Origin of the sequence: Flammeovirga kamogawensis (assembly GCF_018736065.1) — a bacterium.
GTDB lineage: Bacteria > Bacteroidota > Bacteroidia > Cytophagales > Flammeovirgaceae > Flammeovirga > Flammeovirga kamogawensis.
Window position 1 is genome coordinate 3,759,916 of record NZ_CP076128.1, and the last position, 16,848, is coordinate 3,776,763.

The following is a 16,848-nucleotide window of genomic DNA, read 5'->3' on the forward strand; positions in this document are numbered from 1 at the left end:
AATAAAACAGACAAAAATGTTATTAGTCTCATATATATCTGAAAATAAAGCTGAAGTAATCGAAGGGTTACAGAAAAGACATTTTGAAAATCCAGTAGAAACAATAGATAAAGTATTGTTATTGGATGAATCAAGACGTCGAGCTCAAAAAGACCGTGATGATGCTTTAGCAGAAGCAAATAAGAGTGCCAAAGAAATTGGTATGCTTATGAAATCAGGTCAAAAAGAAAAAGCTGAAGCTGCTAAAGCTTCTGCCGCAGAGAATAAACAAAAAGCAAAAGATTTAAGTTCAACAGTTGCTGAACTTGAAGAAGAGTTGCAAAATTTATTATATCAAATCCCTAATATTCCACATCCAAGTGTAATAGAAGGATATTCTGACGAGGATAATGAGGTAATGTATGAGAAAGGTGATAAACCTACTTTACATAGTGCTTCTAAACCTCATTGGGACCTTATTGAGAAATACGATATTATTGATTTCGAATTAGGTAATAAAGTAGCAGGAGCAGGCTTTCCTTTCTATAAAGGTAAAGGAGCACGTATGCAACGAGCATTAATTAGTTTCTTTTTAGACGAAGCAGTTGATGCTGGATATACAGAAGTTCAACCTCCAATATTAATTAATGAGGCATCTGGTTATGGTACAGGACAACTTCCAGACAAAGAAGGACAAATGTATTATATGCCTGCAGATGATTTATACTTGATTCCTACAGCAGAGGTACCAATCACAAATATTTTTAGAGGTGAATTATTACAAGAGAAAGATTTACCTAAAAAGATGGCAGGACATACTCCTTGTTTCCGTAGAGAGGCAGGGTCTTGGGGTGCTCACGTTAGAGGTTTGAACAGATTACATCAATTTGATAAAGTTGAAATAGTAGAGGTTCAAAAAGCAGAAGACTCTGCAGAAGCTCACGAAAGAATGGTATTGCATGTAGAAATGCTTCTTCAAAAATTAAATCTACCTTATAGACGTTTACGTTTGTGTAGTGGTGATTTGAGTTTCAATGCAAACCTTTGCTTTGATTTAGAAGTTTATTCTGCTGCACAAGAACGTTGGTTAGAGGTTAGTTCAATTAGTAATTTCGGAAATTTCCAAGCAAACCGTTTAAAATTAAGATTTAGAGATAATAACAAAAAAACTTCTCTACTTCATACATTGAATGGTTCTGCATTGGCTTTACCGCGTGTTTTAGCCGCAATTCTTGAAAATAATCAAACAGAAAAAGGTATTTTAGTACCTGAAGTACTGCAGAAATATACAGGATTTGATATAATTGACTGATAGATAGTAGATATTTATCGTTGTTAACGTACAACCTACTTGTTTATTAATAATAAATACAATATTTTTGCATTCCGTTTGAGAGATATTCGTGAGGATTGATACTCAAACTTTATCTAAGAATTTTAATACTTATATATAATGGCAAATCATAAGTCAGCAAAGAAAAGAATTCGCTCTAACGAAGCGAAGCGCTTAAGAAATAGATATCAACTAAAATCTACGCGTACTTTTGTTAAACGTCTACGTGAAACAAAAGATCACGCTGAAGCTGTTGAGTTGTATACGAAAGTAGCATCTATGATTGATAAGTTAGCAAAACGTAACATCATTCATAACAAAAATGCTGCAAACAAAAAATCTAAATTAGCTAAGCACGTTAACCAACTTGCAGCTTAATTTGATCTTTTTCAATTAATTTTGAAAAAATAAGAAGCCAAGATTATTTATTAATCTTGGCTTTTTTTATTTTTACACTATCAATCTTTTACTGTTCAGGTATTACTACAAGACTTCTAAGTTATTAACATGAACTACAACAAACTGTTATTAGGACTACTTTTTTTCTGTGTCCTTCATTTAAAATGTAATGCGCAATCTTTAGAGTTTCTAAAGGCTGATACTACAGATTCCAATAAAACATACCCCCGTCAAATTTTTGGTCAAACTAAAATTCATTTTGGTGGGCATTTCTCTACAGGAGTAGATGGATTAGAAGAAGTGGAGAATAATTACTTTAGTGCCTTAGAATTGAGAGTGGGTTGGAAAGGTTACGGTCGTAAAAAATGGCATCAACTTTTTGGGTACCCTACTTATGGTTTTGGTTTATATCAAGCTACTTTTTTTCCAGAAGCTAATATATTAGGTAATCCAAGTGCATTGTATGGTTTCTTTAATGGTCCGTTTAAAACATATAATAAATGGAGTCTTAATTACGATTTAGGGGCAGGTTTAGCTTACGACTTTTTTGGTTATGATCCGAAAAACAACCCAGATCAAACTGCAATAGGGAGTGATTTTAATTTCTACTTAACCGTTAGCGTTGAAGGTAATTTTAAAATTTCTAGAAGGTTAGATGGTTCTGCAGGTTTATTATTTACACATTTTTCTAATGGTAGAACAAGAACACCTAATAAAGGAGTGAATTTATACGGAGCCAATATTGGCGTTAAATATTACTTTAATCCATATATCCCTAAAAAAGGTGGTGTATATATTCCAAAAGATAAAGACCCTAGAGAGAAAAATATACACTATGACCTTCCTGAATTTCATCCTTTTTGGGAGTACTATACTTTTGTGTCTGGAGGTGTAAGTACATCACCTTATAATATTGAAGATCAAAATAAATATTATGGCACAGCTACTTGGGCAGTTGATGTAGCAAGAAATTATAGTCGAAAAGGAAAGTATGGTATCGGTGTAGATTTATTCTACGATGGATCTCTTGTAGAAGAGTACCAATCACAATACCCGAATGGAGTACCAAATAGTAAATTATTTTATCCAGGTATACATGTATCTCATGAACTAATGATTCATCGTTTTACAGTAGTAACTCAGGTGGGTGTTCCATTAATGAATGTAGAAGGCCGAGGAGGTTGGTATGCAAGAGTGGGTGGAAGGTATGACGTTACCAAGAATATCTTTGCTCACTTAGCTTTAAAAACACCTGGAGGTTTTATTGCTGATTTTATTGAGTGGGGGGTTGGATTCCGAATGTACGGTAAGCGTAATGGAATCTAAAATGTGGATTTAGAATTGAAAAGATGTTTCCATGTACCTTTCCAATAATTGTATTTTAAGGTGCTAGGTAGTGCTTTCCAAAAATATTTATTGATTTCTACAGAGAAAGAAGGTTGCATATAACAATTGATTGCACAGCCTTCACATTCAGGTAATTTTCCTTCTTGAGCGATAATTGCCTGAATTTTTTTTGATTGATAGAGTGAAGCAAGTTCTCCGTTGATATCAAATTCTTGATCCCCGAGATGGTAGCATGGTAGTATTAAAGAGTTTTTAGGTGAAATAACAATGCTTGTACTCGCAGCTTTACAAATAGGATTTTCAATATGATTACCTCCATCCTTTCTGAGTGTTAGAAAAGCATCATTTAAAAAAATATGTTTTTGATTTGACCACTTGCTTAGTTTCTCAATTGATGTTTTAGAGAGTCCACCACCAACTTCTCCATATTCGAAGATGGGGTTAAGTAGAAGAATCAAATGGTTTGGACGTGTAATGTGCTCGTATACTTCTGAAATATCATCAATATTAGTATTCATTACAGTAAATAATATATCAGGTTTTTCGCCTAAAGATTTAGCCAATTCAATAGACTCAAGTACTTTATCATAGCAGGCAACACCTCTTCCTTTATCATGAGTAGCCTTATCAAAAGCATCTAAAGAGAAATGTAACATATCAATTAATCCTTTTAACTGATGTGCCTTTTTGGGGTAAAGTAATCCGTTTGTAGTGATAGTAGTTATAAAACCATATTTTTTAGCAAGAGTAAGTAGTTCCGGTAATTGTTGGTGTAATAACGGTTCTCCTCCTGTAAAATCTATTACTTTAACACCTAATTTTTTTAAATCGATAAAATTCTTTTCAGCATCCTTTAGCGTAATATATGGAGATGGTTTTTCCCAAATATCACAAAAGTGACATTTTGCATTACAGCGGTAGGTAACATAGTAGTTACATAATACAGGGTGTGAAATGAGGCGCATTTTAAGTTTAGAATTTATAGAGATGATTTAAGAATTAAGAAAGAAGAGATGAGAGTACCTATTTTTCTTAATTCTTAAACCATACTTTAATTAAATTTCTTGAGCAGGCATACCAAATACTGTTGCATTGGCTTTTACTTCAGTCATAACCAATGATCCAGGAGCAACTTGAGCACCTTCTCCAACAATAACGTTAGAAGATATAATTGCACCTGATCCAATTAATGCACCTTTACCAATTTTGGCTCCTGTACCTATAATTGCACCCGATCCAACAGTTACTAAATCTTCTAGTTCTGCATTATGTTCTAAAACAGCATTACTATGAATTACACAACTTTCAGGAACCTTAGCGTCATAACCTATACGAGCACCAGCATTAATAAAGTTACCATAACCAAGATATGCAGAAGGAGAAATACTAGCATCTTTGTGAATAGCATTTACAGGCATCGATTTACGACGTTCCTTAAGCATTTGTGTAACTTTTTGGCGTGTCTCTTGATCTTCAATAGCTACAAAAGCATCACACTTTTTACCAATATGTTTTAAGAATCCATCATTAGAAGGAGCTCCCATAACGGTTACTTCTCCAATTTCTGCACCATGCAGTTCTTCGTTGGTATCAAGAAAGCAAAACACCAAAATATCTTGACTTTTAAAAATATCTAGAGCAGCTTTACCTAAGCCACTAGCACCAAAGATGATAACTGGATTGATTTCCATAAGATTTTCTATTATCTACGAAATTTTGAATAAAAAACGGATAGTACTTGTAAGATACAACTACTATCCGTTTGAAAGTTTTATTAAAGCAAATATTAGTATGCTTTAGCAAAAAGTACACGTTGTGTAGATGGATTACCTGTAAGAATACAAGTACCTTCTTCTTGCTTATTATTTAAAGGAATACAACGAATTGTGGCTTTCGTTAAGTCCTTAATTTTATCTTCTGTTTCAGATGTTCCATCCCAGTGTGCTGCAATGAAACCACCTTTGTTTTCTAAGACATCTTTGAATTCCTCAAAGGTATCTACAGGAGTGATATGAGATTCACGGTAATCAAGTGCTTTATTGAAAATGTTTTCTTGAACATCATCCAATAATTTTTGGATAGATTCGATAACACCATCCAATTGATACGTATTTTTCTCTTTAGTATCTCGACGAGCAATTTCGACAGTACCATTCTCTAAATCACGTTGTCCCATAGCTAAACGAACAGGAACACCTTTTAATTCCCAATCGGCAAACTTGAAACCAGGACGTAAATCACGGTCATCAAATTTAACAGAGATATTTAGTGCTTGTAAAGCTTTTTGTATCTCTTTTGCTTTTTCAGAAATTGTATCTAATTGTTCTTGACTTTTGTAAATAGGAACAATAACAACTTGAATAGGAGCTAATTTAGGAGGGAGAACTAATCCTTCATCATCTGAATGAGCCATAATTAAAGCTCCCATTAGACGTGTACTTACACCCCAAGATGTACCCCAAACATGCTCTAATTTATTGTCTTTGTCAGAGAATTTTACATCAAATGCTTTTGCAAAATTTTGCCCTAAGAAGTGAGATGTACCCGCTTGTAAAGCTTTTCCATCTTGCATCATAGCCTCAATACAGAAAGTATCTACAGCACCAGCAAAACGTTCATTTGCAGTTTTTACACCTTTTACAACAGGAACGCCCATAAAGTTTTCAGCAAAATCAGCATATACATCTAGCATTTGCTTAGTTTCTGCTACAGCTTCTCCTTTAGTTGCGTGAGCAGTATGACCTTCTTGCCATAAAAACTCTGAAGTACGTAAAAATAAACGAGTACGCATTTCCCAACGCATTACGTTAGCCCATTGGTTTACAAGTAATGGAAGATCTCTGTACGATTGAATCCAATTTTTGTAAGTACTCCAAATTACAGTTTCAGAAGTAGGACGAACGATAAGCTCTTCGTCTAATTTAGCTTCGGGGTCTACAACAACACCAGAACCATCTTCTGCATTTTTTAAGCGGTAATGTGTAACTACAGCACATTCTTTAGCAAAACCATCTACGTGGTCAGCTTCTTTACTTAAATAAGATTTTGGAATTAAAAGTGGAAAGTAAGCATTTGAATGCCCAGTATCTTTAAACATTTTGTCTAAAGTTTGTTGCATTTTTTCCCAAATTGCATAACCGTATGGTTTAATAACCATACATCCACGTACTGCTGAGTTTTCAGCTAGATCAGCCTTTTTTACCAACTCGTTGTACCAAGCTGAATAATCATCGCCTCTCTTTGGTAAGCCTTTTGCCATTATGTATAAACTATCTGAAAGTGGTTACAATCAAGTATATAAAAACCTCTTGAAGTGTTAAAGTTAATGATATATTGCTTAATATTCTTATATTTGTCTAGAAGCTATCACTAACAATATTTTTTGGTTTCCAAGAGGAACACAAATATAATAGTTTTTTAATCCCATTGGAGACTTTAAAGGTATGTAACTACGTTTATTATGAATAAATGGATATATACTGCCATAAGTACGCTATTCACTGTAACTTCTGTATTTGCACAGGAATTTGATGATATGTACTTTACAAAGGCAGACAGAGAAGCATTAAGTGCAAAACCTGCAATGCAGCCGTTAAATATTGGTAATCATGATTTTCCTGATTCACCGGATCGCCAAGCACCTCAGAGTCGCTTTGCAAACCCGGATGGAGTAGGTACTGGTTATGGCTATCAATATTATAATGTAGAAGAAGGTGCTATTCCTTCATCAATTCCATCTACTGGTTCTGCTTATATGGATGCTACACAAGGTATGAGTATTGCTGAACAGCAATCTGGAAAAAGTAGTAGCGGAGGATTTTTCTCTAATCCTTCTGTATCTCTAGGAATGAGTGCAGGAACTTATGGTACAAGTACAAGTGTTGGTATCGGTTTTGGAAACAGTTCAGCGTTTAGCTTAGGTATTGGTTTCGGAATGGGTATGGGCATGGGTGGAATGTACCCAGGTTATGGAATGGGTTATCCTGGCTATGGCATGGGTTATCCTGGCTATGGCATGGGTTATCCAGGTTATGGTATGGGTGGAATGTACCCTGGTTATGGCTACGGAAGATATCCTGGCTATGGTTATGGAGGTATGTATGACCCAATGTATGGTGGCTACCCAGGTTACGGTTATAGAGGTTATCCAGGTTATGGTTATTACCCAATCCGTTCAACAACACCAAGTAAAGCACAAGTTGCAAGAGCACAAAGTGTTCGTTCTAGAGTAACAAATGCACCTGCTGCAGGTGTTAAATACCCTTCTAGATATAGAGAATCTTCTGTAGCAAGAACTGCAACAGCACCAAGAACGACAACAACTCGTCCTTCAAATAATAATTGGAATAATTCTAGAAACTCTTTTAATAATAATTCATTACAAAGACCTAGTTATAATTCGGGTTCATCATTTAGAGCTGCACCATCTGGAGCAGGTAGAAGTAGTGGATCTGCTGGTCGTTCTGTAAGAAGACGTTAATATTGATACAGTTTTTTAAAAAATATTTTAAGGATGTTTCTATACGAGACATCCTTTTTTTTGTAACTTGACATTTCTAACAATCAAATCAAGCTCCCCTCTTATATTTTTTAATAATTCATCAAATCAAGATATGTTTAAAAGAGATTATAAGAAACCAATTTTATTAATAGCATTTATTGCATTCTTCAACTTAATTTCGAATGCACAAGATTCTTATCCAATAGGATATTATCGGGATGCAACTCGTTTTTCTCAGCAGAACATCATTGGGTCTGCAAGAATTAGAGCTTTAGGAGGTGCAGGAGTGTCTTTAGGAGGAGACATATCACATGGTATTTTAAACCCTGCTGGTTTGGGCTTTATGCGTAAGTCTGAATATCAATTATCTATGGGTTTAGGTTTTACAGGTACAACATCTTCTGGTGATGGAATTCAAGGTAGTGCAGACCAAACAAGGTTTTTTTTACCTCAATTGGGAGCAGTTTGGGCAAGTTCTAAATCTTCATCAAATGGTGGGAAATGGAGAGGAGGTGCCTTTTCAATTTCTTTTAATAGGATAGCAGATTATAACAGTGATGTCTATTACACTGAAAATGGTAGTAACCCTACATCTTTACTAAATTATTTTGAAGAAGCTGCTTATGGAACCTATAAATCAAATATGGATTTAGCATCACAAGATTATGCAAGAGGATATACCTTATTGTCATTAGGAGAAATGGCATATGCTTTAGACTTAATTAAACCTATATATAGTGATGATGAAAATAGTTATAATTATTACTATAATGCGGGTAGAGATCAAAATGGTTTTACATCAACTCCTGTAAAAGAAAGAACACAAATGATAAAAACAAGAGGAGGACAATATGAAACTACTCTTGCTTATGGTGGTAATTTTGATGATAAATTCTATTTTGGTGGTAAAATTGGTATTCAAAATATCAACTATACAAAAACAAGTGAGTATGTTGAAATTAGAGATCAGGAATTAACCTATTTGGGATTGGCAGAAGAGTTTGAAACGACAGGTTGGGGGGTAAATTTATCTGCAGGTGTTATTTGGAGACCAATTGATGCATTGCGTATTGGTGCGACTTATACTTCTCCTACCTGGTATGGTTTAAACGATTATTATACATCTAATTTAACACGAACGTATGATAATTATGCTTGGGACGATGCAGCCTATCAAAATCAGCATTTTAATCCTGCAAATGGAACACCTGATTATGTTTATAACCCAGAAGGGAAAGAGTTATATAATCCTAATGCATCAGAATCTGCAACGTATAATGGAAGAAAATCTGCAACACACGACAGAATTCGTACAAATTATAATTTAACTACCCCTTGGAAAACATCTGGAGGTATTTCTACTTTCTTTGGTAAAAAAGGCTTTTTAACTGTAGATGTTGAATATGTCGGAAACTCATCAATAAAAATAAGTGATGGTACGACTCATTATTTAGAGGGTACATATTCTGAGTTTAGTCAACCATTAAATTTTGATGGAGATAATTATATTCTAAACGAAGAATTAAGAAATACTGTAAACATACGTGCAGGTGGAGAATTTAGAATGAATAAACGATTTATGCTTCGTGTTGGCTATGCTTATTATCAAGATGCACAGAAAGAAGAATACAATTTAGGTGTTGATAAAAGTAAACAATTTTACACAGGTGGTTTAGGTTATAGAAATAATAAATTTTATGCAGATTTTACTGTTATATACAGTAAATGGAAAGGTATAGAAAGCCCTTATCAGCTAGATGATAATGCATACGATTCAGGAAGTGGCTCAACAGTATTAATTTACCCAATTATAGATGTTGATTACAATAGAACGGAATTACAATTAAGTATTGGTAAACGTTTTTAATGTTTAAAGTTCTCTACTCATGACTTATAAAATGATTAATGACCCAATTTATGGGTTTGTGACTATTGATTCTCCTTTAATTTTAGAATTGGTGAATCACCCGATTTTTTTGAGACTATCACGTATTAAGCAAATGGGGTGCTCTAGTGTTGTATACCCTGGAGCAATGCATACTCGTTTTAGTCATGCATTAGGAGCGATGCACTTGATGAAGTCTGCAATAGAATCTATTGTAAGAAAAGGGACAGAGATTTCTAAAGAAGAAAAAGAGGCTGCAATGATTGCAATTCTTTTACATGATTTAGGACATGGACCTTTTTCTCATGCGTTAGAGCATGTTCTTATCAATGTACACCATGAAGAACTCTCCTTATTTTTAATGGAAAGAATGAATAAGGAATTTGATGGTCAACTTAACATGGCTATTCAAATGTTTACAGGTAAATACCATAGAAAGTTTTTCCATCAGATGGTATCTAGTCAATTAGATATGGATAGACTGGATTATTTACAACGAGATTGTTTTTTCTCTGGTGTTGTAGAGGGTAGTGTAGGAGCTGATAGGATAATCAGAATGCTTGATGTACATAATGACGAAATTGTAGTATTAGAAAAAGGAATTTACAGTATTGATAGATTTCTTAATGCTAGACGAATGATGTATTGGCAAGTATATTTACATAGAACGGGACTAGCAGCAGAACTAATGCTTCAAAATATAGTGAAGAGAGCGAAGTACCTATATGCTCAAGGAGTGGAACTACCTTGTGATGAAACACTCAAGTTTTTTCTTCAAAATACGTTTACTAAAGAAGATTTTGAACAGAATGACGAGCTAGTAGATAAATATTTAAAGATTGATGACTTTGATATTTGGCATATTATAAAGACATGGGAAAATAGTGGAGACAAGGTTTTAGAAGTTCTTACTAAAGGCATTTTAACAAGAAGGCTGTTTAATTGTGAGATGTCTATTGAAGAAATAGATGTAAAAAAGTTAAAAACTGTTGAGAAAGAATTATTATCAATTGGCTTTTTACCCTCAGATTTACCCTTTTTATGCCTTCAAGGAGATGTGAGTAATTCAGCTTATACTTCTGCTAAACAGGGGATTAAGGTTAAAATGAAGAGTGGTGAAGTAATAGACATTTCAGAGGCATCAGATTTACCAAATATTGAAGTTTTGACGAAAATTGTGATAAAACATTACCTATGCCAACCCAAAGTTGTATCTTAGCGTGATTTTTTGTTTGTTTCAGACATTCAAAAGCGTTTATTGTTCAAAATCAACTTGTGGATATAGTCATATCTTACTATGAAATTAGAAATTACCGTACAACAAATTGCAGGATTACTTCAAGGCGAAGTAGTTGGAGGAGATCCAAATGCTAAGATTTCATCTATCGCAAAAATTCAAGAAGGAGATGCATCTGCTATTTCTTTCCTTGCGAATATGAAATATGAAGAGTTTATCTATAAAACTAATGTTAGTGCGGTAATTGTAAGTAAGGGCTTTGAACCAAAAGAAGAAGTACCTTGTGCAATGATAGTTGTAGAAGATGCTTATGCAGGTTTTACAGATCTTCTTACAGAATACCAACGTATGCTAAGCTTAGCAAAAGTAGGTATAGAGCAACCAGCTTTTATACACGAATCTGTAGAGATGGATAAAGCAACTGCTTATGTAGGTGCATTTACTTATATTTCTCAAGGAGTGAAAATTGGTAAAAATGCTAAGATTCATCCACAGGTTTTTATTGGAGAAGGAGTTGAGATTGGAGATAATTGTGTAATCTATGCAGGTGTAAAAATTTGCCATGGTTCTAAATTAGGAAATAACTGTACACTTCAAGCAGGTGCTGTAATTGGGTCAGATGGCTTTGGTTTTGCACCTCAAAAAGATGGTACATATAAAACTATTCCTCAAATAGGGAATGTTATACTTGAAAATAATGTTGATATAGGAGCAAATACTGTTGTAGATAGAGCTACAATGGGATCGACTATATTAAAACAAGGTGTGAAATTAGATAATCTTATTCAGATTGCACACAATGTAATTATTGGAGAGAATACAGTGATTGCCTCTCAGACAGGTGTTTCTGGTTCTTCGGAGATTGGAGCACAATGTATGGTTGGCGGTCAAGTAGGTGTTTCAGGACATATAAAAGTAGCAGATAAGACAATGATTGCAGCACAATCTGGTCTTGCTCAAGGAGTTGAAAAAGCAGGTACTCGTATAATGGGATCACCTGCAATTCCATCTATGGAACATCTAAAATCTTTTGCAGTTTACAGGAAGCTACCTGAGTTACAAAGAATTGTAAGAGATTTGGAGAAAAAAGTATTAAGTTTGTAGCCAAGTTGAGTTTTCAACTGTTATAATAAGTAAAATAACCAAGTAGTACGGCAACTTTAGAATTGCCAAATCTATCTTATGATGTATACAAAACAGCATACTATCAAAGCACCAGTGACCGTAGAAGGCGTTGGTATTCATACAGGGGCAAAAAGTAAAATGGTCTTCTTGCCTGCAGATGTAAATCACGGATTCAAATTCCAGAGAGTTGACATTGAAGGTCAGCCAATTGTGGATTGTGATGTGGACAATGTAGTAGATGTATCAAGAGGTACAACTATTGAGCAGGATGGTGCAAGAGTAAATACTGTAGAGCACGTTTTAGCTGCTTTGGTAGGTTTACAAATTGATAACGTATTAATTCAGATTGACGGACCTGAACCTCCAATTATGGAAGGTAGTTCTATTAAGTTTGTAGAAGCTTTAATGGAAGTAGGTGTTGAAGAACAATCTATGTTACGTAACTTCTTTGAAGTACCAGAAGGGGTATTTTATAAAGAAGATGACAGAAAAGTAGAAATAGCAGCATTACCATTAAACGATTACCGTTTAACTGTAATGGTTGATTATAATTCGCCTGTATTAGGTAGTCAGCATGCCGCTTTAAATGATATTGCTGATTTTGCCAGTGAAGTAGCATCTTCTAGAACATTCTGTTTCTTACATGAAGTTGAGGCTTTACGTAAAGCAAACCTAATTAAAGGTGGTAACTTTAACAACGCAATTGTTGTTGTTGATCAAGTAGTATCAAAAGAGACTTTAGACGAATTGGCTGATTTATTTGAATTGCCAAGCGTTGAAGTAGCAGAGGAAGGAATTTTGAATAACGTAAAATTACGTCACCCAAATGAACCTGCTCGCCATAAATTACTTGATATGGTAGGTGATTTAGCATTAGTTGGTCGTCCAATTAAAGGACAAATTCTAGCAGCTAGACCTGGTCATGCAGCAAACGTTGCCTTTGCTCGTAAACTTAAAAGTTTGATGCTTAAGTCGGCACGTAAAAATGTACCTACTTATGATATTCATCAACCACCAGTTTATGATGTGAATCAAATAGAAGAAATGCTTCCTCACAGATATCCATTTAGATTAGTGGATAAGATTACAGAAATTACAGATAAATATGTAATTGGTGTAAAAAATGTGACTATTAATGAAGAATTTTTTGTAGGTCACTTTCCTAGTAATCCAGTTATGCCAGGTGTTCTTCAAATTGAAGCAATGGGGCAAACAGGTGGTATCTTAGTTTTAAATAGTGTAGATAACCCTGAAAATTATTGGACTTACTTTGTAGGTGTTGAGGAGTGTAAATTCCGTAAAATGGTAGTTCCTGGAGATACTCTTGTTATAAAATGTGAGTTGATTCAGCCAATCCGTAGAGGTATCGCTAAAATGAAAGGTCAAGCTTACGTTGGTGATAAACTTGTTACAGAAGCTATTATGACAGCTAGTCTTGTAAAAAAAGATAACTAGAAAATAGATACGAATAAGTTGATGGAGTTTATTCCATCAACTTATTCTTTTATTCAGTATATTCGTAGTTAAAATCAGAATTAAGTTGATTAATTTTATTCTGGTGTACACTGATTGATATTATTATCAAAATTCAAACGATGTCAAAAAACCCTTACACTGAAAAATATCCAATGACAAATATCCACCCGGATGCAAAAATTGCAGAGTCTGTGGTGGTAGAACCTTTTGCTACAATTCAAGGGGATGTAGAAATTGGAGAAGGAACTTGGATTGGGCCCAATGCAGTTATTATGGATGGTGCTCGCATAGGGAAGAATGTAAAAGTTTTTCCTGGTGCTGTAATTTCAGGTATTCCCCAAGATTTGAAATTTCAAGGTGAGAATACACTTACCTTTATTGGTGATAATACAACTTTAAGAGAATGTGTTACTGTTAGTAGAGGTACTACAGATAAAATGAAAACAGTTGTTGGTAAGAACTGTATGCTTATGGCGTATGTTCATATTGCTCATGATGTGATTATGGGTGATAACTGTATTTTATCAAATTCAACACAAATTGCTGGACATGTAGAAATTGCAGACCATGTAATTATTGCAGGAACAGCAGCAGTACATCAGTTTGTGAAAATTGGTGAGCATGCATTTATTGCAGGTGGATCTTTAGTTCGTAAAGATGTGCCACCTTATGTAAAGGCAGCAAGAGAACCTTTAAGTTATTGTGGTATCAACTCTGTTGGGCTTCGTAGAAGAGGTTTTGACAGTGATGCTCTACAAGAAGTACATGAAATGTACCGCTTAATTTATACAAGAGGGTTTACAATGGCAGAGGCAACTCGTCAGCTAGAAGAAGAATTAGAGCAAACAGATGAAAGAGATGTTATTCTTAAATTCTTAAAGAATTCCGAAAGAGGCATTATTAAAGGATATTAATCTATTCTTTTAAAAATATACAAGTTACCATCTTTTCTTTTTGCTAAAGGGAAGATGGTTTTTTTGCTTTTTATCATGATAATTGAATTAAAAGATTTAGGAAAGAAATATGCTAGAGAATGGATATTTAAGGGAGTTAATCTTACTTTAGAATCAGGAAAAGCATATGCTGTAATTGGTGGTAATGGAAGTGGTAAATCTACTTTTTTGAAATTATTGGCAGGGATTTCTCACCCGTCAAAAGGGGAGATTAAATACATTGTTGATACTAATAAAGTAGAAGCTGATGAAATATGGAAACATTTAGTATTAGCAGGCCCATATACTGAGTTAATAGAAGAGTTTACTCTTGTTGAACACCTGAAATTTCATGCATCATTAAAAAAAATGACAAAACCTGTTGATGAAATTATAGAAATTTTAGGCTTGGAAAAATCAAAGAACAAGCAAATACAAGATTTTTCTTCAGGGATGAAACAAAAACTGAAATTAGCTTTAGCGTTTTTTACAGAAGCATCAATTTTGTTTTTAGATGAGCCAACTTCTAATCTAGATCAAAGAAATATTGAGTGGTATCAGGATTGGTTACCCTTAGTGAGTAATAATAAAATTGTTGTGATTTGCAGTAATCAAGTATATGAATATGAATACTGTAATGAAAGAATTTCTATAGAAAGTTATAAAAAATGATAAGTTATATTATATTTGCTAAGTCGGTCTCCTTATTTCAATTGTCTCTATTACATTCTAAAACTTAAAAATTCTATTGTAATGAAAAACATTTGGAAAAACGCAATCTTATTTATGTCGTTAATCGGCTTAATGTCTTTAGCTACTAGTTGTGGTAGTAGTGATGATCCTGATCCAGGAGCTACAACTGCAGTATATGCTGCAAATACCACTTCTACAACTCCAGCACAAGTAACTGCTGATTTTAAATTATCGATTAACCTTACTAGTGGAGCTGTAACTGTTTCAGGTTATGATACTTCTTGGCCTATGCCAACTGGTTTCTCGAATAAATCTTATTCGGCTGCTGAGTTTTTAGCATTAGATTGGGATACTCCTCCAGCTATTACTGGAACGGGTAGTTCAGTTTCTTTAGTTTACAAAGCTGTAGAAACTTTACCATCTTCAGCTGCTAGAGCTCTAGAAACAGAAACAACTTATACTTACGTATTTGATAAGCAATAAGTAGTTTAGATTGTAAAGATCTTTTGAAATACAGACCCTATTACGTTAACGTGATGGGGTTTTTTTTTGCTTAACCTTATACTATTTAAAAGCAATAACAATCTAAATATTAAATGTTTAGGCTGTAACTATTAACTTTATCAATTGACAATAAATTATTTAAACTATAACTAAAAGTATGAAATTCTTTAAGGTTGACTTAGGTATCGCTATCCTCATTGCAATGATCCTAGGCATTATTCTTGGAATTATTTTCGGTGAAGATGTTACCATTATAGCTCCAATAGGAGATGTTTTTATTAAACTACTTTCTATGCTTGTAATACCTTTGGTGTTTTTCTCAATTATAATGGGAGCACAAGCATTAGGACAATCAAAGAATGCAAGTAAAATAGGTGGTATGACGTTCCTTTATTTTGGAGCAACATCATTTGTAGCAGTTTTTGTAGGGATTTTATTTACAGTACTTTTTAAACCTGGTATAGGGCTAAATATTCAAGAACTTGCAGGAGGAATAACAGATACTTCTCTAACTTCAAGAGGTGAAATAGCTGGTTTTTGGGATACAATAAAAGGAGCAATACCTTCAAATCCTTTTAAAGCACTTTCTCAAGGTAGTATATTACAAATTATTTTATTTTCAATGTTTTTTGGAATTGGAATTGGAAAATTACCAGACGAAAAACAAAAAGTGGTTTCTACTTTTATTGAAGGAGTAAACGATGTACTTGTTTGGATGATTATTAAAGTGATGTGGCTTGCTCCATTTGGTGTAATGTGCTTAATGGCATCTTCTGTAGGTACATTTGGTTATGATATATTGTTTAGTATTGGTAAACTCTTTATTGTATACATATTAGCATTAATAGTAGTGACATTTCCATTATTTGGAGGAATGGTTCAATTTTTTAGTAAGGTTCCTGCTATTAAATTTTTTAAAGAAATGGTTACACCGCAAATATTTGCACTATCAACCGCATCCTCTTTGGCTACATTGCCTTTAAATTATGAAGCAGTAGATAAAATGGGAGTTAAGAAAAGTGTAGCATCATTTGTGCTACCATTAGGAGCTACAGTAAATATGGCTGGTAATGCAGTATTTAATCCTTTAGTAACTATCTTTTTTGCTCAAATGTATGGTATTGAGTTAGGGATGTCCCAGTATATTGCTATTGCGATAACATCGGTACTTGGAGCTGTAGGAACAGCAGGTGTTCCAGGCCCATCTTTATTAGCTGTTGCAGTATTTATGGTTGCAGGTGTTCCTGTAGAGGCTTTACCATTAATATTTGGTGTAGATAGAATTTTTGATATGCTACGAACAGCAGTTAATATTACAGGAGATGCCTCTTGTGCTGTTGTTATGGAAAGATTTGAAGAAGAAGACTAGATTCTTTTTAAATTATATTTTAAATAAAAGGTTACTCTTATAGCAATAGGGGTAACCTTTATTTATAT

15 protein-coding genes are annotated in these 16,848 nt (G+C 34.0%); 12 read left to right on the plus strand and 3 right to left on the minus strand.

The genetic code is table 11. From position 1 onward, the window contains the following. Positions 1-16: 16 nt before the first annotated feature. The 3 genes from serS (at position 17) to KM029_RS15200 (ending at position 3,037) form a co-directional block, all read left to right on the plus strand. Positions 17-1,291 carry a serine--tRNA ligase gene (gene serS, locus KM029_RS15190; RefSeq protein ID WP_144074049.1) on the plus strand — a complete coding sequence of 425 codons (1,275 nt, stop codon included), beginning with the start codon at positions 17-19 and terminating at the stop codon, positions 1,289-1,291. Between the two features lie 141 nt (positions 1,292-1,432). Then, positions 1,433-1,690 (plus strand): 30S ribosomal protein S20, encoded by a 258-nt coding sequence (gene rpsT, locus KM029_RS15195; RefSeq protein ID WP_144074050.1) that lies wholly within the window; start codon positions 1,433-1,435, stop codon positions 1,688-1,690. A gap of 129 nt (positions 1,691-1,819) precedes the next feature. Further along, positions 1,820-3,037 (plus strand): acyloxyacyl hydrolase, encoded by a 1,218-nt coding sequence (locus KM029_RS15200; protein WP_144074051.1) that lies wholly within the window; start codon positions 1,820-1,822, stop codon positions 3,035-3,037. Here KM029_RS15200 and KM029_RS15205 read toward each other — a convergent pair. The 3 genes from KM029_RS15205 to proS form a co-directional block, all read right to left on the minus strand. Continuing rightward, entirely contained in the window at positions 3,034-4,023 is a 990-nt protein-coding gene (locus tag KM029_RS15205; protein ID WP_144074052.1) for a radical SAM protein, read from the minus strand. The genes KM029_RS15200 and KM029_RS15205 overlap by 4 nt on opposite strands. A gap of 90 nt (positions 4,024-4,113) precedes the next feature. After that, complete coding sequence (locus KM029_RS15210; protein ID WP_144074053.1) at positions 4,114-4,749, minus strand: NeuD/PglB/VioB family sugar acetyltransferase; 636 nt, start codon at positions 4,747-4,749, stop codon at positions 4,114-4,116. Between the two features lie 95 nt (positions 4,750-4,844). Then, entirely contained in the window at positions 4,845-6,317 is a 1,473-nt protein-coding gene (proS, locus tag KM029_RS15215; protein ID WP_144074054.1) for a proline--tRNA ligase, read from the minus strand. Between the two features lie 201 nt (positions 6,318-6,518). Here proS and KM029_RS15220 point away from each other — a divergent pair, with 201 nt between their 5' ends. The 9 genes from KM029_RS15220 to KM029_RS15260 all read left to right on the plus strand — a co-directional run bounded on the left by KM029_RS15220 (position 6,519) and on the right by KM029_RS15260 (position 16,780). Continuing rightward, a complete protein-coding gene (locus tag KM029_RS15220; RefSeq protein WP_184679525.1) occupies positions 6,519-7,538 on the plus strand; it encodes a hypothetical protein in 1,020 nt (339 codons plus the stop codon). A 133-nt stretch (positions 7,539-7,671) separates the two neighbouring features. Beyond that, the gene (locus KM029_RS15225) at positions 7,672-9,426 is read left to right on the plus strand and encodes an OmpP1/FadL family transporter (RefSeq protein WP_144074055.1); all 1,755 of its coding nucleotides are present in this window, start codon (positions 7,672-7,674) and stop codon (positions 9,424-9,426) included. Positions 9,427-9,445: 19 nt separating this feature from the next. Then, the gene (locus KM029_RS15230; RefSeq protein WP_144074056.1) at positions 9,446-10,663 is read left to right on the plus strand and encodes an HD domain-containing protein; all 1,218 of its coding nucleotides are present in this window, start codon (positions 9,446-9,448) and stop codon (positions 10,661-10,663) included. A gap of 78 nt (positions 10,664-10,741) precedes the next feature. Continuing rightward, positions 10,742-11,785, plus strand: a complete 1,044-nt coding sequence (gene lpxD / locus KM029_RS15235; protein ID WP_144074057.1) for a UDP-3-O-(3-hydroxymyristoyl)glucosamine N-acyltransferase — start codon at positions 10,742-10,744, stop codon at positions 11,783-11,785. 81 nt (positions 11,786-11,866) lie between these two features. Next, positions 11,867-13,261: a bifunctional UDP-3-O-[3-hydroxymyristoyl] N-acetylglucosamine deacetylase/3-hydroxyacyl-ACP dehydratase gene (locus KM029_RS15240; RefSeq protein WP_144075706.1), complete on the plus strand. Its 1,395-nt coding sequence runs from the start codon at positions 11,867-11,869 to the stop codon at positions 13,259-13,261. Between the two features lie 140 nt (positions 13,262-13,401). Then, positions 13,402-14,196 (plus strand): acyl-ACP--UDP-N-acetylglucosamine O-acyltransferase, encoded by a 795-nt coding sequence (gene lpxA, locus KM029_RS15245; RefSeq protein WP_144074058.1) that lies wholly within the window; start codon positions 13,402-13,404, stop codon positions 14,194-14,196. Positions 14,197-14,271: 75 nt separating this feature from the next. Beyond that, the gene (locus KM029_RS15250; RefSeq protein ID WP_158631074.1) at positions 14,272-14,886 is read left to right on the plus strand and encodes an ABC transporter ATP-binding protein; all 615 of its coding nucleotides are present in this window, start codon (positions 14,272-14,274) and stop codon (positions 14,884-14,886) included. Between the two features lie 81 nt (positions 14,887-14,967). Further along, on the plus strand, positions 14,968-15,390 hold the full coding sequence (locus tag KM029_RS15255; RefSeq protein WP_144074060.1) for a hypothetical protein: 423 nt from the start codon (positions 14,968-14,970) through the stop codon (positions 15,388-15,390). A gap of 178 nt (positions 15,391-15,568) precedes the next feature. Beyond that, positions 15,569-16,780, plus strand: coding sequence for a dicarboxylate/amino acid:cation symporter (locus tag KM029_RS15260; protein ID WP_144074061.1), 1,212 nt, complete (start codon positions 15,569-15,571; stop codon positions 16,778-16,780). The last annotated feature ends 68 nt before the right edge of the window (positions 16,781-16,848 follow it).

Bases quoted from the DNA above. Each gene is read 5' to 3' on its own strand.
- serS (WP_144074049.1), top strand. From the start codon at position 17: ATGTTATTAGTCTCATATATATCTGAAAATAAAGCTGAAGTAATCGAA.
- rpsT (WP_144074050.1), top strand. From the start codon at position 1,433: ATGGCAAATCATAAGTCAGCAAAGAAAAGAATTCGCTCTAACGAAGCG.
- KM029_RS15200 (WP_144074051.1), top strand. From the start codon at position 1,820: ATGAACTACAACAAACTGTTATTAGGACTACTTTTTTTCTGTGTCCTT.
- KM029_RS15205 (WP_144074052.1), bottom strand. From the start codon at position 4,023: ATGCGCCTCATTTCACACCCTGTATTATGTAACTACTATGTTACCTAC.
- KM029_RS15210 (WP_144074053.1), bottom strand. From the start codon at position 4,749: ATGGAAATCAATCCAGTTATCATCTTTGGTGCTAGTGGCTTAGGTAAA.
- proS (WP_144074054.1), bottom strand. From the start codon at position 6,317: ATGGCAAAAGGCTTACCAAAGAGAGGCGATGATTATTCAGCTTGGTAC.
- KM029_RS15220 (WP_184679525.1), top strand. From the start codon at position 6,519: ATGAATAAATGGATATATACTGCCATAAGTACGCTATTCACTGTAACT.
- KM029_RS15225 (WP_144074055.1), top strand. From the start codon at position 7,672: ATGTTTAAAAGAGATTATAAGAAACCAATTTTATTAATAGCATTTATT.
- KM029_RS15230 (WP_144074056.1), top strand. From the start codon at position 9,446: ATGACTTATAAAATGATTAATGACCCAATTTATGGGTTTGTGACTATT.
- lpxD (WP_144074057.1), top strand. From the start codon at position 10,742: ATGAAATTAGAAATTACCGTACAACAAATTGCAGGATTACTTCAAGGC.
- KM029_RS15240 (WP_144075706.1), top strand. From the start codon at position 11,867: ATGTATACAAAACAGCATACTATCAAAGCACCAGTGACCGTAGAAGGC.
- lpxA (WP_144074058.1), top strand. From the start codon at position 13,402: ATGTCAAAAAACCCTTACACTGAAAAATATCCAATGACAAATATCCAC.
- KM029_RS15250 (WP_158631074.1), top strand. From the start codon at position 14,272: ATGATAATTGAATTAAAAGATTTAGGAAAGAAATATGCTAGAGAATGG.
- KM029_RS15255 (WP_144074060.1), top strand. From the start codon at position 14,968: ATGAAAAACATTTGGAAAAACGCAATCTTATTTATGTCGTTAATCGGC.
- KM029_RS15260 (WP_144074061.1), top strand. From the start codon at position 15,569: ATGAAATTCTTTAAGGTTGACTTAGGTATCGCTATCCTCATTGCAATG.